We start from the raw sequence: 23,777 nt of genomic DNA on the forward strand, positions 1-23,777 counted from the left end.
ATTTGCAGCTTTTTCCGATTTCACCGCTATTTAACCGTAAATAGATGCACTTTTTACATCATCTCATTGCGAAGCCAGATTGCCAGGTAGATCGGGTTGTCAGGTTTCCAAGTTTCTGGGTAGCTAGGCTGCTAGGTTACGGGTTGTCAGGTTGCCAGGCACTAGTCACCAAGTAGTCGTGTTGTCGGACTCTCTGGTTACTAATCTACCAAGCAACTTGGGTTGCCAGGAAGTCTAGAGTCGGATCCTCGTTTCACTTAGCGCCAACATCTCTACTTACAAAACTTCTTTTCCAGATCCTGATCAAAAACGAACACCGACATCCCCTCATCCAGCTCGATATCGATATCGACGAACAGCTTAACGAACTTCGCGCCAAGCAGCTCCTCCATCTCGACTGGGGGGTGGTCCTTATAAATCTCTTTCACCATTTCCGTGCGAGCCGTGCGGAGCATTTGTCTGCCATCACCGGTTTTCGCCATAAACTTTTCTACGGGAGAGAGGTTTCCTGACATTTCGCATATCGCCCAGCACTTACAAAAGGTCGTCATCACGCGCTCCGGCCCCTTGCCCATATGCTTTTTGCGATAAGCCTTCACTAGGTTACTAAATTCGGCCTCCATTCGGTTCATTGGCCAGCCACCTTTATATTTACTGCTTCAATCATAGCAAGAAAGCGTATACCTGACAACTGAACCGCTAAACTCATTTATAAAAAAAGAGCGGACAACTTTGTCCACTCTCACACTTCCTACTATAAAGTAATTCTGCTTTGAGCGAATTATTTTTTCAGAAAATACTTCTCCAAGTCATCCAGCAATAAATTAGCAGCTTTAATTCCACCTGCCGTATTCCAAACCGCATCACTTACTTTATGCACTTTGCCTTGTTTCACGACATCGAGGTTTTTCCAAAGTGGATCATTCGTCCATTCTTGCTCGATTTTGTTCGCTTCTCCCTTTTCGTTATCCCATGTGAAGTAGAATAGAATGTCCCCATTCATATCCGGAATACGTTCTTTCGTCAGATCATCTGCGAATTTATCTTGATTCTGTGAAGCTGGCCGCTCAAAGCCCAGTTTATTGAGAATAACACCGGAGAATGTATCCTTCATATAGATACGAACTTTACCCGGCATAAAACGAACAATCGATACCTTCGTCTTTAACTGATCACCTGCTTTTGCTTTGAAATCTATGATACGTTTCTCAAAATCTGCAATAATTTTATCGCCCTCAGCCTTTTTGTTCAAAGCTTCTGCATACAGCTTGAAGTTGATCTGCCAATCCCCTGATAATCTCTCCGAAAATACGGTAGGAGCAATAGCAGACAGCTGCTCATATACTTTTTCCTGACGAACCTTATTTCCAATGATTAAATCAGGCTTTAGGGAAGCGATCATTTCTAAATTCGGTTGGCTTTCATCCCCAACTATTTTCACGCCTTCCATATCCGCTTTGATATGATCATACCAATCCCCTAATGTAAAAGACTTCACCGCACCAATAGGCTTAATCCCCATCGAGAGAACGGCTTCCGTACCTTCATTCGTTAACACGACAACCTTTTTGGGAGTGCCTTTTATCTTTGTTTCGCCCATGGCATGCTTAACGGTATATTCTTCGGATTGAGCGGGTTGACTTTCTTTCTTCGTATTCGTGGTAGCTGCAGCATCCGACTTCGAAGTGTCTGTTTGTTGTCCGCAGCTAGCTAGGATCAGCATGATCATCGTAACAAGAACAAGCAGCTTAACTCCATATGTACGATTTGCAACAGAAAAATGGGTATGCATAAATAGTTATCTCTCCTTCAAAATTATGAGAATGATTATCATTATCTATAACATCCTAATTCCTTTACTAACAAATGTCAATATCTCTACAGGCTAATAAAAAAAGACCAACCTTCATTTGAAGGCTGGCGCTTTAACATTCCATTTCGTAAATCAGTACTCTATCTTTAATCCTTATCTTCTTCATCCCATTTACGGGAGTACGCTTTCTTCGTTACCCAGAATGTCAAACCCACTATGATCAAAAGGGCAATAATACCTAAGATGATGGCACCAACCATTGTCTAACTCTCCTCTTTTGCTTATACTCAGCCCCAATTACTTATAACCCTTACTATAGCCCGAAAATCTTTATGCACGCAAATAAGCATGGCCTTTTCAATTGTTAAAACAAATCCAACTGACGTGGTCCCAGCCCTTCATATTCTAAACCGAGCAGCTTCATCAATTCCTTGGCATTCCCTGCGGCATGTCCGCCTGAATTGTTATTGAAGATCACGCATACCTCTCGCGTTTGATGTTGCAACTCTAGCAGCCACGTCTTCCACTCCAGCAGCTCCTGCTGATTGTAATGGTATAAGTATCGTACGTCACGCCAGTTCGCCTCGTTGTTTTGCACCCATCCGCCAACATTGCGGCCGTGGAATCGAACCATCGTCATCTCGGGGTGTGTAACCTCAAGCACTGTCGGGACCGAACCAATCCCTGCCTGAGGCTCGTCACAGATGCTGTGCATCCAACCCTCTCGCCGCATAAAGGTGAGCGTCTTTTTGCGCATTTCCTCCGTAAACCAGCTCTGATGGCGGAATTCCAACGCTACAGGTACATCGCCCAGCTTCTCTTTAGCATCACGCAGCACATCCACATTCGTCTTGTTGCAATCAAACCATGGCGGGTACTGAAACAGAACAGCTTTAAGCTTTCCCGCTTCTTGAACAGGTCGGATCGACTGTAAGAAAACCTCAAACATTTGCTCCATCCCACCGGCAAAAGGACTCTCTCCCCGCAGATGCCCCGTCATTCCTTGGTATGCCTTAATAATGAAACCAAAGCGTTCTGGCGTCTCTTGGTTCCATTTTATATAATTCCGCTCCGGTTGGATGGCGTATTATACCGATATTTACGAATGGGCATAATTATCAACACGCTGTTCCTATACGATTATTTCAATATTGCCCTATCTAAATTAGGGCAATATTATTTCGATTATTCATTATTTATTTTAGTTTTACAAGTTATAAGGAAATGGAACCAAATTTAATATAATAGATTAATCTAATTTAATTCAGTAACTCTATTAATTGGGGTATATTGTGAACTTTTGAGGTAGAACAAACCGATAGTATTCAGTCGCCCTGAAATGTAATACAATAAATGGAAGATCATTGAAATTTGTTCCTATTCCTCACCTCTTTATGAACCACAGTTTTCTTGTGGTTTTCTGTGTTATAAATACAACAGCCCAATTAACAATATTACCGAAATTCAATAGAATAGTAGACCTTTGGAGGTAAAAAATGGACATTCATAGCTTTAAGGACTTGTGGCTCGAAGAGCCAGTAGTTGTTCTGGATACTAACTGTTTGTTTGATGGTTATCGTTTCTCTTCCGCGACTAATCAATATATATTTGATGTTTTAGAATCAGCAAATGTGAATATTAAGCTTCCTGCCCAAGTGCTTCAAGAATTTGAGCATGGGAGGGAGACTGAAAAGTCGAAAGCTTTGGCGAGATACAAAGATGCCTCAAAGGAACTCTTACAAAATATTAAGACTTTCAAAACTGATATGTCAGGGAAATTGGCTTCTTATGAAAAGTCGGATTTTCCATCCGTTGATAACTTAAGCAACCGCTTGATGGATCTGATTAATTCAATGAGAGCAGAAGTAAATACATATGAGCAACAAATTGAGTCCGAAATCCAAACGAATAAAGAAGTATTGGATAAGGATTTACCTTCCATCTTAGTACGTTCTCTCTCATCTCTTGGAAATGTGGGGATTCCGTTTAATATCTCTGAATTGATTGCTATATTTGAAGAGGGAGAGCGTCGGTATAAATATAAACTCCCTCCGGGGTATGGAGATATTGGAAAGAGTAAGAACGGCGATGATCTAAAACGGCAATATGGCGATCTATTGATATGGAAAGAAATTCTTAAATGGGCTAGTCAATTACAGAAGCCTTTTATCTTTGTGACAAACGACAATAAAGAAGATTGGTGGGAATTGGAGAAAGGTAGCAAAAGGCCTCTGCAAGCTAGAGCTGAGTTACTTCAAGAGTTTTCCAGCTACAACTCTAACGGAATAGTATTCATGAATTTATCCGAGCTCGTAAAACAAGTAGCAATTATTTACGGTAAACATTCGTATCAGTCAGAAGTTGAAATGAATGCTGATAAAATAGTCGATGATGTTTTTCGAGATAAAGCTGATTTGCTTGAATTATTGGATGAGGATTACGATCTCACAAGCTATCTAGTTCATGGTGGTGACTTGGCAGGGCATTTAGATAATATTTTAGAAGATGTTGAGTTGAGTAATGCAAAGGTACCAAGAAAATATCATTCCTTCAGAGTTACGCATGAAGGGGCTAATGTCGAAATTGAGGCCGTATTTGATGTGGAAGTAAATGCAACATTATCGCTATTCGTTTCTAATGACTATTCGGCAAGAGAGGACACTGACATTACCGTTAGAGGGAAGATCAACGTTTCATTTGAAATTGACTTTGAGCGCGAAGATACTGGGCCTCTTTTCAAAACAGAGAGTGTACGCTCTAAGGTGGTCGGATATTACGAAGTGGTAGATGTCGAAATGGATTTTGTCGATGAAGATGCCTTGTACGAGGCTTATAGGGACTCTCGTTTTGAATGATTACAGTGAAATCAAACTTATCGCCAACTTTAGGCTAAATAAATCATAAAATTTTTCTTAGAGTACTGATTGCTGTACAAGGGAATTAGTTCAGATGTGAGCGATGCGTGACTCTATTTTTCTATATTCATATAAAAGGTGGTTATTTTGTGATAGCGATAGGCATAAGGGTTTCTCCCCAAACTATATATTATTCAATATTAGAGCAACAAGACGATGGAACAATAGAAATCAAAACAGTTGATACAATAATTGTTCCAAAAGCAATGGACGTTCCTAAAAGGCTAACATATATTCGGACAACCCTAATCTCAATTATCGCTGAGTATAAGGTTAAAAAAGCAGGAATTCGAATATTCGAAGGATCCTCAATGAATATTAGTACTGATCGTATCTATATAGAAGGTGTTGTCCAAGAGTTGTTTGCCAATTCATCCGTTGAAAAATACTTCCTTGGAACGAAAGGAACATTAGCTAAACTTCTTGAAGTGAAAGTCACTGATATAACCAAGTGGATTGATGAAAAAGGGCAATCAGAAGATCTTGAAATTGAAGGTTGGGAAACAATGAAAACTGAATCAAGAGAAAGCAGTCTTACTGCATACGCAGCCATTAATTCTTAGAGGAGAAGTTAAATGAGAGTAGAAACTAAATTAACATTTATACAAAAAGAAAACATTGGCGCAGAAGGTAGAAATTCTGATGTGTTTATTGCTGAAGATATTCAGTTAGGAACGGATATCGTGGTAAAAACCATTAAAAAAAAAGACTTAGACAGACTTAGAATTTCTGACTATTTTGCCGAATCAAAGATACTTTATGCGAGCCAACACCCTAATATCGTTGAACTTAACTATTCCTGTGAAAATGATGATTATATTTTTCTCTCTATGCCTTTATATAAGAAGGGTTCAATTAACTCCTTAATTAACAAAAGATTTTTATCTGTAAGGGAAATTATTACATACTCATTGGAATTTCTAAGTGGTCTTCATTTTGTACATAGCAGAGGGCTTCTTCACTTTGATATTAAACCGACTAATATACTAATTAGCGATTCAAACACAGCATTGTTAACCGATTTTGGATTAGCAAAATATACTGATGTAAACGGGTTTGCTACACCTGACCAATTATATCCTCCACACATGGCACCAGAAAGATTTAGCGTCGATAAATTTGATATTTTTTTCGATATTTATCATTGTGGTTTAACATTATACAGGATGTGTAATGGTAACGAAGAATTCATTAACCAACGCGATGTTGCAACCACAGACGATATCGAAAACGGAACTTTTCCGAATAGAAATAAGTTCCTTCCGCATATACCTAAATCATTGCAGAATGTTATAAAAAAGGCTTTATCTGTGAACCCTGTAGATAGATACAACACTGTTCTTGAAATGTTAAATGACTTAAGTAAAATTGACAAAAATTTAGATTGGTTATACACTCAGGATAACCAAACAAGAACATTTGTTTGGAAAATTAATGAAGATAAAACCGTGAAATATATAACTGTTTCTGAAATGAAGGGTAAATGGAGTATCGCTGGAAAACAATACAGCAAGTCTTCTAATAAAACCTCTAAAATAACCAAATGGGATTCTGACGGATATAAGAGTCTAGAAGAAGCCTTTAAAAAAGCAGCTAAGTTAATTTACGATTACGAAAACACTAAAAAATAACGTTTTTGATGTCGATGTAATTCATAAGGAGGATGAGTTGAATGGCTAAAATTGTGATGAAAAACAAATTACAGTCCAGACATCAACTAACTAACCCCTTTTCAAGTGAAACTCGGCACGAGAGACTTATTAAAAGTGGTGCGGTTGATATAAAAGACAATATGATTATTCAAGATATGGGCAATGGATATGCCACGATCTTACCTATTGATAAAAACAAAAGGTTGAAGTAAAAAACAGCACTGGGAAACTCCTGTGCTGTTTTTTTATATTTATTTTGAAAGCTTATCTCAAAGTATTACCAGTTAATCAAACATTTCTATTTGTTTTGGGGGAAGCTGCGGCTCTTCCAGTCCAAAAATATTCGTAAGTTGAAATGCATTAGAAGCTGCATCTCCTCCAGAGTTATTATTAAATATCACACAAATCTCATCTGTCTCTTCTTCCAGTTTCATAAGGTTCTCTTTCCACTCAAGTAATTCATCGTCATTATAGCGATAGAGGTATCGCACTTCTCGCCAGTTTGTTGTCCCGTTCGATGTCCAACCTGATGTATTTCTACCATGGAAACGAACAATTGTTAAATCTTTATTTGTTGGTCTTAAAATTGTCGGGATCGACCCCGGAAAAACTTGAGGCTCATCACAAATACTATGTATCCAGCCTTCATTAACCATATATGACAATGTTTTTTCTTTCATTTCTGGACTAAACCAGCTCTGATGGCGAAATTCGAGGGCTACAGGGATATCTCCCATTCTTTCCTTAGTCAATCGTAATAATGATACATTGTCACGATTGCATTCAAACCAAGGAGGGTATTGAAAAAGGACGGCTTTTAATTTGGATGTTTCTAGAACAGGATTTATAGATTCAATAAAATTTTGAAACATAGCTTCTATTTCTGTATTAGAATAATTCTGCCGCGTATGTCCTGTCATACCCTGATAAGCTTTTATTAAAAACGAGAAATTATTTGATGTGTCTGAAACCCACCTACGGTATAAACTTTCTTTATGAATGGCGTAATAAGAACTATCTACTTCAACAACTGAAAAATATTTGTTGTATTCTTTTAGCTTGTCTTGCGGTCTAGTACCAGCCTTATATAACTCCTCATGATCTCCCCATCCAGCAAGCCCGATTGATATCATTTTCCCACCACTCTTTAAGAAGTTAATACTCATACTATATTTTATCGGCATGTACCAATAAATCCAAACTTAATTAAATAATAAGCAGCATCTAAAAGGTGTGCCTTTCTACAAATTAATAATAATATAATTATATTCAGTTATAATATTTTAGAAATATCACTTTAACAATTACCCCCAGAAAGCCGGTGAGCTATGAAGACAATGGCTAAATATATAGGCACTTATGCTACCTATAGTGATATTTTCGGGTATAAATATAACCAAGATAAGCTAATCGAACTGATCAAAGAGGTGCCCCTTGGCGGGGTGCTAAACGTGTTATCTCAACTTAACTCTATCCCAGGAAATGATAAAACGATTAGATCTAATTTTTTTAATCACTTGCATGAAGTAGCCCCTGAATTAGAGTTTGTTGAGAAGAAAGTTGCTCCACATTTTCTTTATAGCGGCCAAGGGTTATTAGCGGTTTGGAAATGGCTATTAGCTCACGGTGATATGAAAAAACTAGACGATGAAATTTTAATTGTTAATGCAATTAATACTATAGTCTATCTTAATCTGCTTATCTCAGACTATCTGTATGATGAGAAAGTAGATGTTGAAAGATTGAAATACGACATGTTTTCTAATGCCGTATTTAATTCTGAATCCGATTTTAGAAATTCTTTGGCAAGAGCTGCCCTAATGTTTGATGAGATCGCAGGGGATAGTAGCTACTTTAATCCCAAAGAATATCTTGATATTAAAAAAGCCTTCCTTGATCATTACGGGTATTCGATAAAAGAATATTTGTCTGTCGTTTTCGCATTATTTGCTGGGTTTATGAAGTCAAAAAATGAAGTTATTCCTGAATGGAACCGAGCAAATGATTACTTTTCTGCTTCAAAGATACCTACAATTGCAAACAGCATTCTAGAAGAATTGTCAATGACAATATCTGAAGGCAGTACGTGGTCTAAGGATACCTTGGATGAAACTTGGAACTATACAAAATTTCGCCAAAAGCCAATTCTTAAACTTGAAAATGGAACCTTCTTTCCAATCAATATCAAATATTTATACGAGCAAGTTTTTGATGAACTCTACTTTAAAATAAGACAAGCATATCCAGGAAGTAGCACACAAATCTTTAGTTTTTATGGAAGGTGCTTTGAAAAATATATTGAAATTTTAGCTCAAGAAGCCATTGATAGTTCCCCACTACCGTATACAATGATTAAGGAATTCTCTTTTGGATCCAATAAGTCACCCGATGTAATGATTCGGTTAGGAAGTAAACTGTTGGCTGTGGAAGCGAAAGCAAAAAGGCTTAGCATGGATGCTTTTATTTCTGGATCAAAAGAGGCTATAGAAAAAGATACGCACCGATTGGTAATAGATCCTATTTTACAGCTTCATAACTGTGTAAAAGAGTTAAAGGAAAGAGGTCACGAAGCCTTACATGGAATTGATGAAATTTATTTAATGTCTGCTACATTAGGTGAATTTCCTACTTTATCACCATTTGAAGAAGATATTCGACTAAGTGTCGAAAAGGGCTTCGAACTACCTATTAAAGCTTATTATCATGTTGATATAGAAGAATTTGAAATGTTTGTTGAAATTATTTCACGCAAAAATGCGAAGCCTTTATTTAAATATCTCGATAACAAAAAGAAACACTCAAATCATCTTCCCTTTAAAAACTTTTTGATTAGCAGCTCTTTAAAACCAAAGAGGCTAAGATATATTGCTAAGAAATTCAAAAAACATATTGATGAAATTTCAGGGATTATCTTTAATAATCCTGAATTTGACAAGAGCATCGACTAACCATCTGACAATCAAATACACACGCAGCTATGTAATAATCGATAAATAGATGCTTCTTCTCTACTAGGCGAGAAGTGTTTATTTCGCGAGCTTGACCGCGTCGTGGACAATATAAAGGATCGGTTCGGGAATAAGGCGCTCATTCGTGCATCTAGTCTAATGAAGGCCGGTCTTGCAGCGGATAGGGCAGGAAAAATCGGTAGCCATTACAGGTAGAGTTTAGTGAAATCGCAATTCATTCCACTTAGCTTACGCTTGAAGTAGGGGGATGAAATGCTAAAATGAAAAAAAGAGGATGCTCGACTAATAAGCAATCCTCTTTTTGTTTCTTCCTTACTTGAAGAGATTTTTGATGAGATCCCAAAAGGTTATTGGTTTGTTTGTATTTTGGTTTTGTTCATCTCCTGTTAGAACCTTTGTTGTTGTTTTCTGCTGATTACCGTTTGAAGCGAGATTTTTCTTTTGTGCTTCCAATTGCCTTGCTCGTTTTACTTGTTCATCAGACCAATCCTCAGCCCATAGGATCTGGTTTTCCCTGATCCAATAATGGGATCTGCACTTGTATGACCAGTTTCCTATGGATGGATGTAGCGATACCGTTTCGCCATCATAGATCACTTTCCACTCCGAAGGCTGTAGCGGAGTAACAACTTCCTCACCGCATCCGCAGGCGCATAGGTGTGCCACCGTATTGTAATCAAGACTGATATACACCTTGTCTCGATCCAAGATATCTGGAATGATCGATGTAAATACAGGGTAAATCTTTTTAGTTTTCATGACGGTCTTCATTTATCAGATCCCCTGTATATGTGGAATAGATGCTGTTAAATTCGTAACTGTGATGATTATAAAATCCGTATAACTTCTTCCATTGAATCACCGCAAGTGAAGCATTCAGCGAATTGAGTTCAGCAATTTGAATGTTCGTTGAATACGCATCTGCGACTCCATCGCTAAACGAAATCCGATCATAGATATGGTCGTACTTTTGGTGGTTTCCTGTTGTTAATCGAATCTGACCCATCAGAGAATCATCCACGATCTCAACACCGATGCCAACATCAATAAATGGTTTCCCATGTGTCAGCAAGGTGTTTACAATCTCACGCTTTGTACTGCCTTCATCAATAGCGATGAACACAAAATCAGCAAACTGAATATTTCCAATGTTTGTTGCGGTAAGGAATTCGGAATGATTATGAATTCCCTTGTGCATGTTTGAATAAATGCTATGGAAGTATTCAGATTTGTTTTTTCTCTCTTTCAATGTCTCCATTGTGGGTGCACCCGGTGCTCGAAAGGCATTGTGTTGCAGAAACTCATCCCCATCAAAGAGATGAATTTCCGAAACAGGGGTTTTTGCTACAAGATCCAAGATATACGAACCAGTACCGCCAAGACCGATAATCGCAATTTTTTGCCCTTCTAATTTGCTAGATATCGTTGCAATATTTGATCTACTGGCATTAGCGTCATAGTATTGAAACACCGATGCCTCATCCGATTCAATAGGTCGATAGGTTTGTGCTGTAACCGAATCATCTAACGCCTGAGCGGGTGCTAAGATGATTTTGATGTATTGAATGAACTTATCGTAATAATTCGCATAGCCTGTGTCTGGCTTGTTTGAGAATGAGTGATTACTAATTATGTAGTCAACAAGAGGCTGATCAATCGTTTGGTGCCGGATGCCCTCAATGGCGGTTCCGTACATATCACATGGATGTTCTCCGCAGAAAAACATAACATGGTTGGATATCGGATTTACGGTCACGTCGCCCGAGAGCACAAGATCCGAAACCAAGGTTCCATATTTAATTTCACGATTCACATTCACGTAAGGAACGTGATGGACTAAGGCGTATGCACTTCTTACTTCAATCTCATACCCTTCATCTCGCAATCGCTTTAAGTCGGGACTAAGACTTATCAGTTTTTGTGACATGAAACACCATCCCTTTGTGAGCCATAACATCCTTTCCATCCACAAGCGAGCCTTTTTCATCGTGTATCCCTTTGGAATACGTTACGGTATATACGACATTTGGGTTAGGGTCAAATTGACCGTAAGCCAACTCTACTACATATCGGTAAGACAGCTTGTCTTTTGCCACTGTCCTTGGTCTGGCGTTAACAACGATCTCCACAGTTTTATCTTTTTCTTGACCTTCTGTATTATTCATAGATTCCTGCCTCCATTTTTGGTTTTTATTTGTTTATTGGCATTGGCAGGAATACAGCGTATGAACGTAGAATATAGTGGCATACTTATCTAACAGGAATGCCAGTATTTTAGTGTTTATCAATTACTTTTGGCGAAGGTTGATAAACACATTGTTCACGCTGGACTCCTACGAAAGCTCTCTAACCTCTATGTTAGAGGGCTTTTTTAGTTCTATTAAGTGGTTCTCTCTCCAGAGCCTGTACTATCAGATTGATCACCTCCTTTTAGTCAAAATATCTATGTAAACACCTGGTATTCTGATCTAGCAAGATCCAGATGGGCCACTCTAACATATTCCATGTTTCTAGTTATTGTTTGGGCTTTCAAAAAATGACCTCCTACGAGTAGCTTGTATTCTGAACCTGTCAAAACCAAGTATGTAGTAAAATCCTCTTTGCCCTTCATGTTAAAAGATACCAGTTGATTTACAGTGTATCTACTCTGGTAGCTTTTGCTTGTTTCTACTTCATAGATACATCTTTCAAAGGAATTCATCGCGATAATATCAGGTTTGTACCCGTTAATTGCAATTGGTTGGTTTGAAAGTGGCCAAGATCCATGATCAGCTAAAACGTTATATCCCCTTTTAACAAGTTCTTCAGCCAAAAAAAGAATAGAATCGTCGTGAAGTTTCTGGTCCCTCATTGAACGAGGTTGATTAAGCATAAAATCTTCTTCTCCTATTATGAATTAATTGGTAATTAATTAGAGTATATCAAAAGTTATACACAGTTAATAGAGGAACATGTGTTCTATGTTTCGACAATTAAACTATATATTGAACAAAAAAAATAACTTCACACAATATATTGTATATTGGAATCATGTTGTTCGCAATAAAAATTAGGAACAATTGGGTATATGAGTATTCTTGAAAACGAAGCACCTTCTCTTTAATAAAAAAGTTGCTTTTTTATGCTTATATACATTAGTTCTTTGCTTTCTTCATTAAATGTTTTGCTCCGATTACTGCGAAGCCAATGATTACAAGAATAAACCAAGCAGGAGCTGAAAAGGCTTTACCGCCACCTAGAGCTATTTCGACGTTACCCATTGAGTATCACCTCCTCTCGGTTCTCTTTTAATAGAGAAATTGCTGCGACGAACTGTTTCCAACCATTTCTAACAACTGGGTCGGCCAAGAACATCAATAGAACTTGGCGAAATCCACCACTTAGCAAAATGAGAATTACAAATCTATAAAACCATGGGCGGTCTGAGAAGATCTTGATTTGAAAGTTTTCCTCTAATTCTTGTACAAACCTACCAATGAAGGGGATATCATATATGTTACCGTTGTTTGGTATCAGGTCTGACCAATATTCTTTAAGTATGGTTATTAGCTCATAGGTTTCGATATAATCTTGCTCATCAGATTTCTTTACAGCATTTCGCCATGTCTTCATCTGAAGCCAGTTGTTTGCATGAACAAGAACGGATTCATTAAAATACTCAGAATCGATATTGGATTGTCGATTAAAGTCTTGAAATACATCCAGGGAGATGGCTTCTTTATCAAATATGTCAGAGATCAGCTTGCTCATGAGGGTGATTCGCGTAGATGTTTCACGTGCTGCTTTCTTTTGAGCTTCAATTGTGTATTTAGAAGGTCGACCGATAGATTTGTTTGTGTTCACTTCATCGGCGGCAATATCGTCAATTATCTCTTTGTAACTAGGGTTGGCAGTGAAGCCAGCGATGACTTTGAATGAATCCATGACGCTTGAATGAAATTCTAGAAGCCTTGCTTTGAGCTTGTCCCATTGGATAGGATAGCCTTTCCAGAATAGAATAAAAATGTAATCCTTCTGGTGCTTGAATAGCTTCATTAATTTAAGCTCATCAATTAACAAAATTGCTTTCAACGTACTCTCGTGGTAATGGGTGAAAACCCCTTTTGAGTATCCTTGGCTATCCTTATTACTGACAATCAGTCCGTATTCGACATATCTTTCTATCATACTGCTACTAAGTGCTATCCCATGTTCCTTAGCTTGTTGGAGAATTTCCTCTTTCAACATTTCTCTCACCTCTTGAACCGATTGTAGCCTTCCTAAAATATGAAAACAACGGGTATTGAATGCGGAAATGAATTCTGACTTCATAAATCTTAAAACGAAAAACGAAACGATATCCAAAAGTAAGAGAATCCGCGCTGATGATGCTAAGTCAATCGATAATGGGGCTTTCATAGTGATCACATTGACCTGGTCGTCATTAAAATAACAGAAAACGATTGCTCTTTGATCCATTAAAATTCCCGCATCTTCGCGAAATAGCTTTGCTGTATAATCGTTGTTAGATGAATTGGGGAGGCCTGAGCGATGAAATATAACGTAATTAGCAAGAGAACAGGTAACGTAAAAACGCTACTCCATTCTGAAGTAAACGATATGGACTACGACAGCAATGGACGGGGAATCAGAAGCCTATTATTTACTGGTAGATTCGGATCTAATAGCAGAGGATTAATGGCGTACGATTTAGGGGAGTTATCAAAAATTATCGGTTTTCATCGTAAGCATCAACGCGTACCTATGATGAAAGAAGTCGAACTAGTATATTTAGCAGCAAAGAATGGAGACATTGATGGGGCACTTCGGCTACTCGATTGGAAGCGGCATTGCTTCTACGTAAAGGATGAGGAACAGCGAGCGATAATGGCAAGAGTTTTTGAATGTGCTAGTGAGTTAATAAAATAACGCCAGGTGCAGCGGAATCTCCGTTACACTGGCGTTATTTCTTTAAATTCAGATTGTCTTCTTTAGCCTCAATCGTTTCTCTCACATTAAAAGCTATGGAATTTTATTGGCTATTAAACATTGAATAGCTATACATTTTAAACGTTTATACTTCCAAAACTGTGTGCGAATAATACACTGAAAGTATATCGATCAGTACGTGAGGTATTTCACCGTAATTGGAATGGTCTTCCGGTACGCAAGGTCGGCGTTACACTTGGCTCACTTGTCGATGAAAAACAAGGAGCAGTTCTTACCGCGGCAGCTGCTCCTTTTATTAAACCTAAAATGCAGATTAGCTCAATATTGGCATTGTTCCGCAGGAGTCTAAAACAGCCAAGTAATGGTATAATGTGGATATTCGTCATTTTCGGAGGGTGGAGTTTAGATTGAGAACAAAAACAACGAAAAGCAATGTTCCAAAGGAAGTTCACTTGCAGCGATTTAGTATTAAAAACCGAACATTATATCTAGGTTATGAAAAATGGTTAGATAATCACCCGAAGAAATACCAAATAGGAACTAAATCCCAGATGTCAAACAATGCTCTTAATTTGTTAGCAGCTTACCCAGATATAAATGCTGATAGTTTAGACATGCGAAATATCGAAGAGTTTGTTGGTGGAGTGGCTAGGGCTTCAAGTAACAACAACAAAATCAATTACACTAAAAATTTCTTGGTTTATTTGGTTGAAAACGGCACAGAGTTATCTTTTTCGCCTGACGTGCTGAACGGATATCTATTTAAGAACAATGAAGTGAAAGATGATTTCCAAGAGGAAAGACAACCGTTAACGATTGAACAAATCATTTTAATACGAAATGTATTTAAAACAGATTATGTGCGCCTATTTGTGTTTGAAATGGTGTATCAGTATGGCTTAAAACTGAACGAATTACATCAATGCATTGAGAAGAATTATGACTTTGAAAATCGCAACTTTCAACTAAAGGGTAGAAGCGAGCCTCTTCAGGTCAATGAACGTATCCATCAAATAATTGTTAACAATAAAAAAGTGTTAAAGTTGGTCAATAGTAATACGAACCAAGACAGATTAAGCGAGATTGGCAAAAAGCTTCAGGAACTAGGTCTTATGGATAGATTAGTTCGTTGGAAAGACGTCGATGAAACTCGAAACGTCAATTTCTTTAAATGTCCAAGGTGTAGAGAAATTTATGAAAACACTCCCGATAACTGGGCGTTGATTCAATATGAGTCCGATGAAACCGAAACAAAGTGGATTGTGTGTAAAAAAACATGCTCCCAAGGTGCCAGCAGATGAGCAAAATTAGAATTTACGATATCGCAGCTGGACTGCAACTGTATATGGTTAACGATAAAACTTCTGTTCGAATACAAGAGAAAATGGATGTAGAAATAGGCTCGTTTGATACAGACCTTGGTGAACGGCAAGTGGAACTGGAGCAACAAAACATACATTTTGAAGTTGCCAACGAAGACGACCCCATACCCGGGTGGGTGAAGGTTAATTCTGCAATTGGTCGATTTGGGGAAATGCTTGCAATTGAACACTTGGAAGTCGTGCATCCTGGTATGGTAAAGCTGGTCTCCGGAAATGCGAGGATTGGGTACGACATCGAAGTTTATATAGATGGCGAAACGCACGCGTTTGAAGTCAAAACTACGACGCAAAATAACAATAAATTTTACATCAGCCATAACGAACTACGGGTCGCTAACATGAAGCGAAATTGTTTTCACATCATGTTTATCAAGATTAATGATGATGAAAAAATAATTACTGGGTATATTCTGGATAACCCGATTGAAACGCTGGAGTTTGATTATGCAGCTATAACCCAATTGACAAGGCTTGCGAACATTGAAATTAAAGCCGACGGGTTTATCGTTAACATCAATGAAGAATTTATCTTGAATCAAGAGGGAATTTTACTGAACTCATACATTTCAAAAATAAGAAAATTATTGAATTAAAGGAAAAGAATTATAGATGATTCGGCTTCTAGGTGGTTCCCTATTTTGATTATTGACGGGCAGGTTAAAGTAATGGTTCAACCAAATTTCGTTTACTGTAAAAATCCGGATTTGCATGATTGCTAAGGAATAAAAATTTCTCGAAAATGAGGCTGTCACATGTCACCAGGTATTCATGTTATTAAGTTGAGGTAACAACCGGAGTTTGGGAAAAGTTCATTCGATTTTTCAATAACGACTCAATTACCAAGGAGAACTCATGGACCCAAAGATAAAATCAGTGTTCCTGGACGAACATGCCGTAGAAGGCGCTGCGCGGTTTGGCGTCAGCCCAAAGGAGTTGACTTTCATTGGAGGCTTCCAGAACTTTATTTATTCCTATAATCGCGATAAATTGAAATACATTCTCCGTTTTACCCCGAGCACTCTTCGCACGTGGGACGGACTTGCAGCTGAAATTGAATGGATTCGTTATCTTTCTGAGAATGGTTTGTCGGTCTCGGATTCGGTATATTCGGTTGATGGAAAGGACTTCGAACGAATCCAAGGAAATATGATTGATTTCTACGTGACCTCCTTCAGACACGCACCCGGTCGTAAAATTGGTTACCCAGAATGCCTAGGTAATTCCATACTTTATGAACAATGCGGACGAATGACCGGCCGTCTCCATGATCTTGCTAAGGAGTACAAACCTACGGCCAAAAGACATACGTGGGAGAATAATGAATACCTCTTACGGGCCAGAAATTACATACCGTCAGAGCAACAACAAATTCTTCTTGCCCTTGATGAACTTAAATCACTTTTGGCTAGTCTGCCTGTTACTGTTGATAACTTCGGTTTAATTCACGGGGATATCAATGTAGGAAATTTCACAGTTGATGAATCAGGGGAAATAACGCTCTTCGACTTCGACGAATGCCAGTACAGTTGGTATACCGAAGACATTGCCATCCAGCTCTATTACTTGCTGTATGTATTCGGGGAAGATTCGAAGTCCGAACGGAAGGTGCAGTACGAACTTTTCATTAAACATTTCGAGCAAGGTTATACAGAGGATGGCCGTCAAATGCCTGAAGGCTGGAAGGAACAGCTTGGGCTCTTCCTTAGACTAAGAGAAATTATCGTATTCGTCGGTATTCACCGGAGCTGGGATTTAAGTCAACCAGACGATTGGACACGAGATTTTTTGCAAGATAGTCGCATGCGGATTACAAAAGGAATTTCGTTAATCGACGAGTTTTGAACACCTAAAATGGCAGATATTATTAAACTAATGGAAACTATAGTTGAGGAGCATGCTTCGCGGCAGTTCCTCTTTTATTTATTAAAGTAACTGGCAGGATTGCCTTGTAATCTCCCGAATAACTAGTACATATTTCATTCAATAATGGGGAGAGAAGTGAAATGGATTATATTAAATCCAATAATGGTTTTGATGAACTTAATCGTTATGTTTTGAGTATTAGGAATCTGATATCTGCCTCTGCAGCATCGGTTTTAGTTATGCAAAATGACCATATCGTGAACGAGTGTTATGCAGGCAATCATGATAAATCTCCGAACAGTCGATCAATAGATGCAAAATCGCAATTCAATGTCGCATCCATACGTAAAACTTATCTGGGCTTCGCAATTAGTCTTGCTCTATATGAAGGAAAAATAAGAAGCATCAATGATTATGTAACTGAATATTTAGAGGATCTGGATGAAAATGTGTTAAATAATACAACGATACGACATCTCTTGACCCACACTCACGGTTTACAAGGCCCCAACAAAAGACTTTTTCCGCCTGGAACAGACTGGAAGTATAACAACGCTGGTGTTAATTTACTTATTAGGATTATTCAAAAGATTTTTGATAAGTCTCTTACACAGGTATTAGAGGAAAGAATATTTAAACCTCTTGGATTCACAGAGACTGGGTGGAGAAAAGAGAAAAATGATAAGTTGGTTTGGCTTTATGAGGACTACAGAGGAGACCAAGGCGGCGAGGCTAATCTATTTGTAAGTACACGGGAGTTAGCCTACTGGGGACAGATACATCTTACTAAAGGGAAATATAAGGGACAACAAATAATACCTAGTTCGATATTTGAACAATCTATTTCAATTGTGACTCCGAGCCGTCTTGATGAAACTTATCCTCGAAATGGATTCTTCTGGTGGGTACAAGACAAGCCCCGCCCCTTGTCCGAACTAGGTAATGAACTTCCTAAGGGGTCCTATCAATCGCTTGGTTTTTACGGCAATGCTGTGTTAGTTATTCCTGAGTATAATATTGTGGCCGTTCGAATGTTAAACCAAATTGAACCGAACCCAACAGAATATGATTATTTGAAAGACATTCAAAGCTTTGGAAACCTAGTGCTAAAAAGTTGCTTGTCACAATAATTTGATTCTTTCATTAAGCGTAAAAGACTGGGATATGATTGTCATTAAAAGTTTAGATGATGGTACAAATAGACTTTTAGCAGTTATTGAGTTTAAGTCCATGCATGGATCTGTAGGTAATATTTTAAACAACCGCACAGAGGAAGCAGTAGGTAGTAGCCATGATTTGTGGAAAGCTTTTGAACATGGTGCCTTTGGAGCCTCTCGTCCCTTTCTTGGATATATATATGTCATGAGCGACCATCCATCAAATCTTTTAGGAATTGATAGAAGAAATATGCTTTTCCAACCACTTGAAGAGTACATGAGGTTTCCACGTACGAGGATGCAGCTAATTATGAGGAACGTGCGGAATTATTCATGATTAAAATGGTTCAAGAACAGCTTTATAATAACTGCGCTCTTATAATCGCTGATACAGTAAATCACGGGAATTATCGTACTCCTAATGAAGAGTTGTCGATTGACATTTTGGTTGGTCATATCGTTGCTTATCAATAGAATAAATTGATTAATATCGAAAACCAACATCCCGATATTTGGCATGTAGGTTTTTTTATTAAATAAAACCCTAACCACCGGAGCTACCATCATCAGCAGATTGAGACGTTGGGAGGATCAATTGTAGATGTAGCTCACCCCGAAAAGAACAAATATCGGGCATTTTTTAAAAAGAAAAACCGCCGAAATAGGTGGCGAAGCTTAAATGGTATCATCAACCTAGAACGTAACTTGATTTACATACTTATAACCAAATAACTGATTTTCACGCGATTCAGCTTCCAGATCCTCTTCAGCAGATTATATCTACTAGGCATTGTAACACTAAATCTAACTTGCTATTGTAGAAACAACCCAAGTACATAAATTACGGTACTTGGGTTGTTTCTAAATTAACAAAATAGTTATTTGGCGTCATACGCCTTCAAAACGTCCTCGATCAATCTTGTAATAGTTGCTACTTCTCCAAGTTTACGACCCGTAAGTAAATGAATTAAGTAATCAATCAACCGATCCTTTTCTATTTGGTCTTTAGACTGTAATCCAATATAGGAACTAAACAAATCACCTGGTCGAATTTCTAAGGCTTCTACAATTCGTTCAAGTGTATCCAGCGATATATTTTTCTCTCCACGCTCTATTCCACCTACATATGATTGAGGCTGTTGTACTTTCTCACCCAATTGCTCTTGAGTAAGCCCTCTATTTTTGCGAACCATTCTTATTCTTGCACCTACATGTACTGATAGTTTAGGCATGTGTCCACCACCTCACTATCAGCTTAAGTAAGTAGACATCTAAGTTAAATACACCTATAACATATATAACCAATTGATTTTAGATCTTATAAGATCTATATTTAAAGTAAATAATCCATATAATATAAGGGGTAATCAGCATGAATACACTTCCAGCTCAAATCGTTATCGAAAATGTCCTACAGTGTAAAATGCGCGGAAAGGTAGCTTATCAAAGCCATTTTCCTTCTTCGGTCGGGCTACAACTCATATATGTAAAACCTTTTGACTTACCTTCTGGTAAAGGATATCAACGGCCTGTAGATTCTAAAAGGTGCGAGGATTTCGCGAGCTATTTATCTAAGGGGGAAGACGCTCTTTTTACTCCTATTTTATTAAACGCTGCTTCGAATTGGGAATTTTCATACTACGATAGGCAACGACCATCTTACGGTCGACTGTTTTGTAGAGGAAAGGCTTCATTAATGGATGGACAGCATCGAATGGGCGGAATAGAGAAATACACACGGGAAACAAACTCGGATTTAAATGTTCCTTTTCTTGCCTTTCATTCTTTAGATGAAGATGAGGAGGTAAAGCTATTTGATACTATCAATACAAAAGCAAAGGGTATAGGTCCGTCACTCAGCAAGTTCTTGCGTCGAGACTCCGATGACATCAGCTGGGTAGCTACAGAGCTCATGGTACGCAAAGAAAGCCCTTTTTATAATATCGGTAGTATCATTGGAAAACGCAGTAAAGGTCGTCACGTGACTCTCCAGAACGTCTACAGAACACTTCATCATTTAACAGCAGATTACCGGATTTCCAGCTTATCAAAAGAAGAAAAATTGGCTGTGGCTATGACTTATTATGATACCATTCGGCAAACATTTAATTCTGAATGGTCTGATTATAAAGGCTTTCGATTAACGCATATCGTCTGCTTAGACGCTCTTTCTTTGGCAGGAAATCATGTATTACTTAAATGTATGCCCGAGGGCAAGAAACGTATCGATCTCACAGCCATTCAGAGGCACGTAAAACGCTTATCTTTGGATTGGTCATCCCAAGGACCACTTAAGTACTTAAAAGGCATGAGTGGGTCGAGAACGCTTGCTACAGACTTAAAAGAACAAATGCTTCCCGCTTAATGGGAAGCATTTGTATTATATATTACTTATTCTTTTATTACATCCAGTACAAAATTGTGAAAATGAGCGTTAGTTTTGATCATAATCTCATATGTGCCTCCACCATAATAAATACTTCTCTTTAATTCTCGAACGACTTCAGCTTTATTTCCTTCACAACATAAGTTTATCGCACGTGAGTATGCTTTTTTAGCTTTTGATTTGTATTTTGCTTCTCTTTCATCAAAGAAATATCCAAAGATCATTGAACCAATAACATACGGAAATAAAACCACTTTAAATAATCTATCTACGAATTCTTTCAGTTCTTTATAATTAGATGTTTGAATCTTAATTATAGTTTCGTGGTAAAACTCATTGTTAGTTGGGAACCAATTTAAAAAGCTACTCAATAGGATTGCAATTTGGTTAGAGTACATTAAAATTAGAGCTGATATGATCCCAAAAAAGATACTGTTAAACTTAAAAGAAAGTTTCACTTTTTCGGTCAAGTAAGCAGGTGTTGCAAAAAACAACAATCCTTGGATAATAAAAGAAACCCCTAGATCAATAATTACATATTCAGTAAAATGATCTGATGCAAGAAAAGGTAGTAAGATCACATTGCTCAAAATATTGTCATAATAAAATGAAATAAAACTAGAATCATTTTCAAAATAAGAAACAGTAAATCCTAAAATAAATGTAATGGAGGCTAGCAATACAAAAAAACTAAAAATAGTCGAGAATGCTATAATAAATTGAAAGAAAAGACGATGACTAAAACGGAATATACAATACTTAATTCCTAAAGCAACAATACTTAGCAAAATAAATAACGCTATATATTCGACGTTCGAATTAAATTTATAACTTAAATTAAGGTTATTAGAGAATAAACCTAAATATACACTTGTTTGAAGTAAAAAACTGTAAAAAATATATACTATCATTTCAATCCATTGTCGCCTGTTTTTCAAATCTGATCGATATTCATTTGCCTTAAAATACTTTAAGTCTGAAATATCTCTTCTTAATTTAAGTAGGTATGTAATCATTCTATAGCCCGCACAAATAAAAAGAGCATAAAAGAGAATATCCAGAAAAAATATGCCTATTTGAAATCCTTTATACACTAACCAAATACTTGTAAAAATGCAAGGCAAATTTAATGCAAAAAATAACAAAGGTAAGTTTCTATCATTCATGGTAAGTATTTTCTTAAATATAAAAATAATAGATAATAATAATATTCTTAGAGTTATCTTGGTAAACTCCCATGCATATTTAGTTATATTATTCATATAATTTCCTTTATACACTTATTTTATAATAGTATAATTAACGTCTCAGAAATTTCGACAATAATTCCCAATTTCCTTCTTTAGCTTATTATTTGACCTTTTGGAAGCAATTTCACTAAACCCAAGGCCATTCAACGGTAGTAGAACGATACCTTTGGATTGGACAACTTAAGGGATACATAGACCTAAAAGGTATGAATGGGTCGAAATTGCTGGTACAGACTGTAAAGAACAAATGCTCCCCACATAATGGGAAGCATTTGTTTATTTATAAATCAAAAATATTTAATTGTTTCGGTGCTAACTCCAATGGCTCCATTCTGTTTTCGTCAACTTAATTTTGAGCCACAGCGATCACGTTAAAATTGAGCCACTTGTGAATCTTTGCACACCATTTATGGTGTATAATGTAAGAGATGGGGTATTAAGAATTCCCACCCCAAGTTGGAGTTGGAAAACGCTTAAAAGTGTACCTGTTTAAGCTTGAGATAGATTTCAAGATTACCATGAATGAGTGCATCTCGTTCTTCTGTAAGGCGCTGTATTTCTTCTCTGATTCGCTCTACTGCTGCTTGCATCTCATGGATTCCTTCTTGAAGTTGCTGTGTATTCACTTTAGGCATTGTCGTTCTCGACCTCCTTATCTCGCAGTTCCATTGTTTGTCGGAAGCGGTAGGATTCGCCGTATATCTCCACACATTTTATTCGAATCGTTGCTTTAACACACTTGAAATCCTCTTCTCAGTTCTAACATTATCTATTGATACTATTTTCCCACTCTCCTCCTCAGCCAATACCCTATCATCGTACCAATTATAAAAATCTACGGGTTTATCAAAGATACGATTTAATGCATTACTTACAACCTCAGTTTGCTTATTTCCTGTACGCAATTGGTTTATTAGAGGCACACCAGGATTATCACTATATCTAAATATTTTAAATAAAATACTTTGCATCTCGTCTCTTTGCTTTTGTAAATCTACGTTATTCTCCTTCATAGTAGTTATTATTCTTTCAGCATTATTCAACTTAATTTGGTACTTTCGCTCCTTTTCGCGACTGGCCGCTATTTGTTTCTCTAAAGGCAGTAAATTTTGTATAAGTTTCTCTCTGTCCTCAAAGTGCAAATTGATGATATTAATAACTGAAATATTGGGAACCTCATTGTCCACTAGGGGGGCTAATTGCTGAAAGTACACTAGATTAGCTTCATCTATCATTTTTTTACCCAATCTACCATCTTTTCTCCAGAAATCCTCACCTACTAATTTATTTGATATTTGATTTCTATAAAGTGATTTATGGTACTCAAACATTTCGCTATACTTGATCTTCCCGCTAACTTTATATTCTGTCTTATATAGGTAAATTTGCTCTCTAACTTCGTCCTTTGTTAACTTTGTTTTTCTCCCCGCATTCACATTCTTCTCTTTAATCATGATCAGA

The 23,777-nt window shown here is 37.4% G+C and carries 27 protein-coding genes and 1 pseudogene; 14 read left to right on the forward strand and 14 right to left on the reverse strand.

From position 1 onward, the window contains the following. Positions 1–272: 272 nt before the first annotated feature. The 3 genes and pseudogenes from GC098_RS14265 to GC098_RS14275 form a co-directional block, all read right to left on the reverse strand. A complete protein-coding gene (locus GC098_RS14265; protein WP_171643815.1) occupies positions 273–632 on the reverse strand; it encodes a Na-translocating system protein MpsC family protein in 360 nt (119 codons plus the stop codon). Between the two features lie 149 nt (positions 633–781). After that, positions 782–1,792, reverse strand: coding sequence for an ABC transporter substrate-binding protein (locus tag GC098_RS14270; RefSeq protein ID WP_171643816.1), 1,011 nt, complete (start codon positions 1,790–1,792; stop codon positions 782–784). Between the two features lie 385 nt (positions 1,793–2,177). Further along, positions 2,178–2,900 (reverse strand): annotated as a pseudogene (locus tag GC098_RS14275) (DUF72 domain-containing protein); the annotation flags it as partial. 409 nt (positions 2,901–3,309) lie between these two features. On the opposite strand from GC098_RS14275, the gene GC098_RS14280 reads away from it, so the two are divergent. The 4 genes from GC098_RS14280 (at position 3,310) to GC098_RS14295 (ending at position 6,592) form a co-directional block, all read left to right on the forward strand. Continuing rightward, positions 3,310–4,668 carry a PIN domain-containing protein gene (locus GC098_RS14280; RefSeq protein ID WP_171643817.1) on the forward strand — a complete coding sequence of 453 codons (1,359 nt, stop codon included), beginning with the start codon at positions 3,310–3,312 and terminating at the stop codon, positions 4,666–4,668. Positions 4,669–4,817: 149 nt separating this feature from the next. Further along, positions 4,818–5,291, forward strand: a complete 474-nt coding sequence (locus GC098_RS14285; protein ID WP_171643818.1) for a hypothetical protein — start codon at positions 4,818–4,820, stop codon at positions 5,289–5,291. Between the two features lie 12 nt (positions 5,292–5,303). Further along, entirely contained in the window at positions 5,304–6,359 is a 1,056-nt protein-coding gene (locus GC098_RS14290; protein ID WP_171643819.1) for a serine/threonine-protein kinase, read from the forward strand. A gap of 41 nt (positions 6,360–6,400) precedes the next feature. Next, a complete protein-coding gene (locus GC098_RS14295; RefSeq protein ID WP_171643814.1) occupies positions 6,401–6,592 on the forward strand; it encodes a hypothetical protein in 192 nt (63 codons plus the stop codon). A 72-nt stretch (positions 6,593–6,664) separates the two neighbouring features. Here the strand turns inward: GC098_RS14295 and GC098_RS14300 are convergent, their stop codons facing one another. Beyond that, positions 6,665–7,513: a DUF72 domain-containing protein gene (locus GC098_RS14300; protein WP_171643895.1), complete on the reverse strand. Its 849-nt coding sequence runs from the start codon at positions 7,511–7,513 to the stop codon at positions 6,665–6,667. A 204-nt stretch (positions 7,514–7,717) separates the two neighbouring features. On the opposite strand from GC098_RS14300, the gene GC098_RS14305 reads away from it, so the two are divergent. Beyond that, positions 7,718–9,328, forward strand: a complete 1,611-nt coding sequence (locus GC098_RS14305) for a hypothetical protein (RefSeq protein ID WP_171643820.1) — start codon at positions 7,718–7,720, stop codon at positions 9,326–9,328. Between the two features lie 333 nt (positions 9,329–9,661). Here the strand turns inward: GC098_RS14305 and GC098_RS14310 are convergent, their stop codons facing one another. From GC098_RS14310 to GC098_RS14330, 6 genes are all read right to left on the reverse strand, one after another. Next, complete coding sequence (locus GC098_RS14310) at positions 9,662–10,120, reverse strand: ubiquitination-like system serine protease family protein (protein ID WP_216625275.1); 459 nt, start codon at positions 10,118–10,120, stop codon at positions 9,662–9,664. Further along, the gene (locus GC098_RS14315) at positions 10,098–11,276 is read right to left on the reverse strand and encodes a ThiF family adenylyltransferase (RefSeq protein WP_171643821.1); all 1,179 of its coding nucleotides are present in this window, start codon (positions 11,274–11,276) and stop codon (positions 10,098–10,100) included. Before GC098_RS14315 ends, GC098_RS14310 begins: the two co-directional genes overlap by 23 nt. Next, entirely contained in the window at positions 11,251–11,514 is a 264-nt protein-coding gene (locus GC098_RS14320; RefSeq protein ID WP_171643822.1) for a multiubiquitin domain-containing protein, read from the reverse strand. The genes GC098_RS14315 and GC098_RS14320 overlap by 26 nt, the downstream gene beginning before the upstream one ends. Positions 11,515–11,792: 278 nt before the next feature. Further along, on the reverse strand, positions 11,793–12,200 hold the full coding sequence (locus GC098_RS14325; RefSeq protein WP_171643823.1) for a hypothetical protein: 408 nt from the start codon (positions 12,198–12,200) through the stop codon (positions 11,793–11,795). A gap of 283 nt (positions 12,201–12,483) precedes the next feature. Further along, positions 12,484–12,609, reverse strand: coding sequence for a hypothetical protein (locus GC098_RS40820; protein ID WP_281367035.1), 126 nt, complete (start codon positions 12,607–12,609; stop codon positions 12,484–12,486). After that, positions 12,602–13,807: a hypothetical protein gene (locus tag GC098_RS14330; protein WP_171643824.1), complete on the reverse strand. Its 1,206-nt coding sequence runs from the start codon at positions 13,805–13,807 to the stop codon at positions 12,602–12,604. Before GC098_RS14330 ends, GC098_RS40820 begins: the two co-directional genes overlap by 8 nt. 72 nt (positions 13,808–13,879) lie before the next feature. Here GC098_RS14330 and GC098_RS14335 point away from each other — a divergent pair, with 72 nt between their 5' ends. The 8 genes from GC098_RS14335 (at position 13,880) to GC098_RS14370 (ending at position 19,154) form a co-directional block, all read left to right on the forward strand. After that, positions 13,880–14,257, forward strand: a complete 378-nt coding sequence (locus GC098_RS14335; protein WP_171643825.1) for a hypothetical protein — start codon at positions 13,880–13,882, stop codon at positions 14,255–14,257. 177 nt (positions 14,258–14,434) lie between these two features. Further along, entirely contained in the window at positions 14,435–14,689 is a 255-nt protein-coding gene (locus GC098_RS41575; protein WP_376773881.1) for a hypothetical protein, read from the forward strand. Further along, entirely contained in the window at positions 14,686–15,579 is an 894-nt protein-coding gene (locus tag GC098_RS14345; protein WP_171643826.1) for a hypothetical protein, read from the forward strand. Before GC098_RS41575 ends, GC098_RS14345 begins: the two co-directional genes overlap by 4 nt. Further along, a complete protein-coding gene (locus GC098_RS14350) occupies positions 15,576–16,253 on the forward strand; it encodes a protein NO VEIN domain-containing protein (RefSeq protein WP_171643827.1) in 678 nt (225 codons plus the stop codon). The genes GC098_RS14345 and GC098_RS14350 overlap by 4 nt, the downstream gene beginning before the upstream one ends. Before the next feature lie 259 nt (positions 16,254–16,512). Continuing rightward, the gene (locus GC098_RS14355) at positions 16,513–17,502 is read left to right on the forward strand and encodes a phosphotransferase enzyme family protein (protein ID WP_171643828.1); all 990 of its coding nucleotides are present in this window, start codon (positions 16,513–16,515) and stop codon (positions 17,500–17,502) included. 161 nt (positions 17,503–17,663) lie between these two features. After that, entirely contained in the window at positions 17,664–18,653 is a 990-nt protein-coding gene (locus tag GC098_RS14360) for a serine hydrolase domain-containing protein (RefSeq protein ID WP_171643829.1), read from the forward strand. Position 18,654: 1 nt separating this feature from the next. Further along, a complete protein-coding gene (locus GC098_RS14365) occupies positions 18,655–19,017 on the forward strand; it encodes a PaeR7I family type II restriction endonuclease (protein WP_216625276.1) in 363 nt (120 codons plus the stop codon). Further along, positions 19,014–19,154, forward strand: coding sequence for a hypothetical protein (locus GC098_RS14370; protein WP_171643831.1), 141 nt, complete (start codon positions 19,014–19,016; stop codon positions 19,152–19,154). Before GC098_RS14365 ends, GC098_RS14370 begins: the two co-directional genes overlap by 4 nt. A gap of 404 nt (positions 19,155–19,558) precedes the next feature. Here GC098_RS14370 and GC098_RS14375 read toward each other — a convergent pair whose 3' ends face one another. Continuing rightward, on the reverse strand, positions 19,559–19,912 hold the full coding sequence (locus GC098_RS14375) for a helix-turn-helix domain-containing protein (RefSeq protein WP_171643832.1): 354 nt from the start codon (positions 19,910–19,912) through the stop codon (positions 19,559–19,561). Between the two features lie 140 nt (positions 19,913–20,052). Between GC098_RS14375 and GC098_RS14380 the strand changes: the two genes are divergently transcribed. After that, positions 20,053–21,045, forward strand: coding sequence for a DGQHR domain-containing protein (locus GC098_RS14380; RefSeq protein ID WP_171643833.1), 993 nt, complete (start codon positions 20,053–20,055; stop codon positions 21,043–21,045). A gap of 26 nt (positions 21,046–21,071) precedes the next feature. Here the strand turns inward: GC098_RS14380 and GC098_RS14385 are convergent, their stop codons facing one another. The 3 genes from GC098_RS14385 to GC098_RS14395 all read right to left on the reverse strand — a co-directional run bounded on the left by GC098_RS14385 (position 21,072) and on the right by GC098_RS14395 (position 23,770). Next, positions 21,072–22,328, reverse strand: a complete 1,257-nt coding sequence (locus tag GC098_RS14385) for a hypothetical protein (protein WP_171643834.1) — start codon at positions 22,326–22,328, stop codon at positions 21,072–21,074. A 461-nt stretch (positions 22,329–22,789) separates the two neighbouring features. Then, complete coding sequence (locus GC098_RS14390; protein ID WP_171643835.1) at positions 22,790–22,951, reverse strand: hypothetical protein; 162 nt, start codon at positions 22,949–22,951, stop codon at positions 22,790–22,792. Between the two features lie 78 nt (positions 22,952–23,029). Next, complete coding sequence (locus GC098_RS14395) at positions 23,030–23,770, reverse strand: hypothetical protein (protein WP_171643836.1); 741 nt, start codon at positions 23,768–23,770, stop codon at positions 23,030–23,032. Positions 23,771–23,777: the final 7 nt, after the last annotated feature.

It is taken from the genome of Paenibacillus phytorum, assembly GCF_013141715.1.
GTDB classification, from domain to species: Bacteria; Bacillota; Bacilli; order Paenibacillales; family NBRC-103111; genus Paenibacillus_E; species Paenibacillus_E phytorum.

Bases quoted from the DNA above. Each gene is read 5' to 3' on its own strand.
- GC098_RS14375 (WP_171643832.1), bottom strand. From the start codon at position 19,912: ATGCCTAAACTATCAGTACATGTAGGTGCAAGAATAAGAATGGTTCGC.
- GC098_RS40820 (WP_281367035.1), bottom strand. From the start codon at position 12,609: ATGGGTAACGTCGAAATAGCTCTAGGTGGCGGTAAAGCCTTTTCAGCT.
- GC098_RS14320 (WP_171643822.1), bottom strand. From the start codon at position 11,514: ATGAATAATACAGAAGGTCAAGAAAAAGATAAAACTGTGGAGATCGTT.
- GC098_RS14355 (WP_171643828.1), top strand. From the start codon at position 16,513: ATGGACCCAAAGATAAAATCAGTGTTCCTGGACGAACATGCCGTAGAA.
- GC098_RS14385 (WP_171643834.1), bottom strand. From the start codon at position 22,328: ATGAATAATATAACTAAATATGCATGGGAGTTTACCAAGATAACTCTA.
- GC098_RS14325 (WP_171643823.1), bottom strand. From the start codon at position 12,200: ATGAGGGACCAGAAACTTCACGACGATTCTATTCTTTTTTTGGCTGAA.
- GC098_RS14360 (WP_171643829.1), top strand. From the start codon at position 17,664: ATGGATTATATTAAATCCAATAATGGTTTTGATGAACTTAATCGTTAT.
- GC098_RS14305 (WP_171643820.1), top strand. From the start codon at position 7,718: ATGGCTAAATATATAGGCACTTATGCTACCTATAGTGATATTTTCGGG.
- GC098_RS14370 (WP_171643831.1), top strand. From the start codon at position 19,014: ATGATTAAAATGGTTCAAGAACAGCTTTATAATAACTGCGCTCTTATA.
- GC098_RS14280 (WP_171643817.1), top strand. From the start codon at position 3,310: ATGGACATTCATAGCTTTAAGGACTTGTGGCTCGAAGAGCCAGTAGTT.
- GC098_RS14390 (WP_171643835.1), bottom strand. From the start codon at position 22,951: ATGCCTAAAGTGAATACACAGCAACTTCAAGAAGGAATCCATGAGATG.
- GC098_RS14265 (WP_171643815.1), bottom strand. From the start codon at position 632: ATGAACCGAATGGAGGCCGAATTTAGTAACCTAGTGAAGGCTTATCGC.
- GC098_RS14295 (WP_171643814.1), top strand. From the start codon at position 6,401: ATGGCTAAAATTGTGATGAAAAACAAATTACAGTCCAGACATCAACTA.
- GC098_RS14310 (WP_216625275.1), bottom strand. From the start codon at position 10,120: ATGAAGACCGTCATGAAAACTAAAAAGATTTACCCTGTATTTACATCG.
- GC098_RS14335 (WP_171643825.1), top strand. From the start codon at position 13,880: ATGAAATATAACGTAATTAGCAAGAGAACAGGTAACGTAAAAACGCTA.
- GC098_RS14395 (WP_171643836.1), bottom strand. From the start codon at position 23,770: ATGATTAAAGAGAAGAATGTGAATGCGGGGAGAAAAACAAAGTTAACA.
- GC098_RS14330 (WP_171643824.1), bottom strand. From the start codon at position 13,807: ATGGATCAAAGAGCAATCGTTTTCTGTTATTTTAATGACGACCAGGTC.
- GC098_RS14315 (WP_171643821.1), bottom strand. From the start codon at position 11,276: ATGTCACAAAAACTGATAAGTCTTAGTCCCGACTTAAAGCGATTGCGA.
- GC098_RS14300 (WP_171643895.1), bottom strand. From the start codon at position 7,513: ATGATATCAATCGGGCTTGCTGGATGGGGAGATCATGAGGAGTTATAT.
- GC098_RS14350 (WP_171643827.1), top strand. From the start codon at position 15,576: ATGAGCAAAATTAGAATTTACGATATCGCAGCTGGACTGCAACTGTAT.
- GC098_RS14290 (WP_171643819.1), top strand. From the start codon at position 5,304: ATGAGAGTAGAAACTAAATTAACATTTATACAAAAAGAAAACATTGGC.
- GC098_RS14380 (WP_171643833.1), top strand. From the start codon at position 20,053: ATGAATACACTTCCAGCTCAAATCGTTATCGAAAATGTCCTACAGTGT.
- GC098_RS14270 (WP_171643816.1), bottom strand. From the start codon at position 1,792: ATGCATACCCATTTTTCTGTTGCAAATCGTACATATGGAGTTAAGCTG.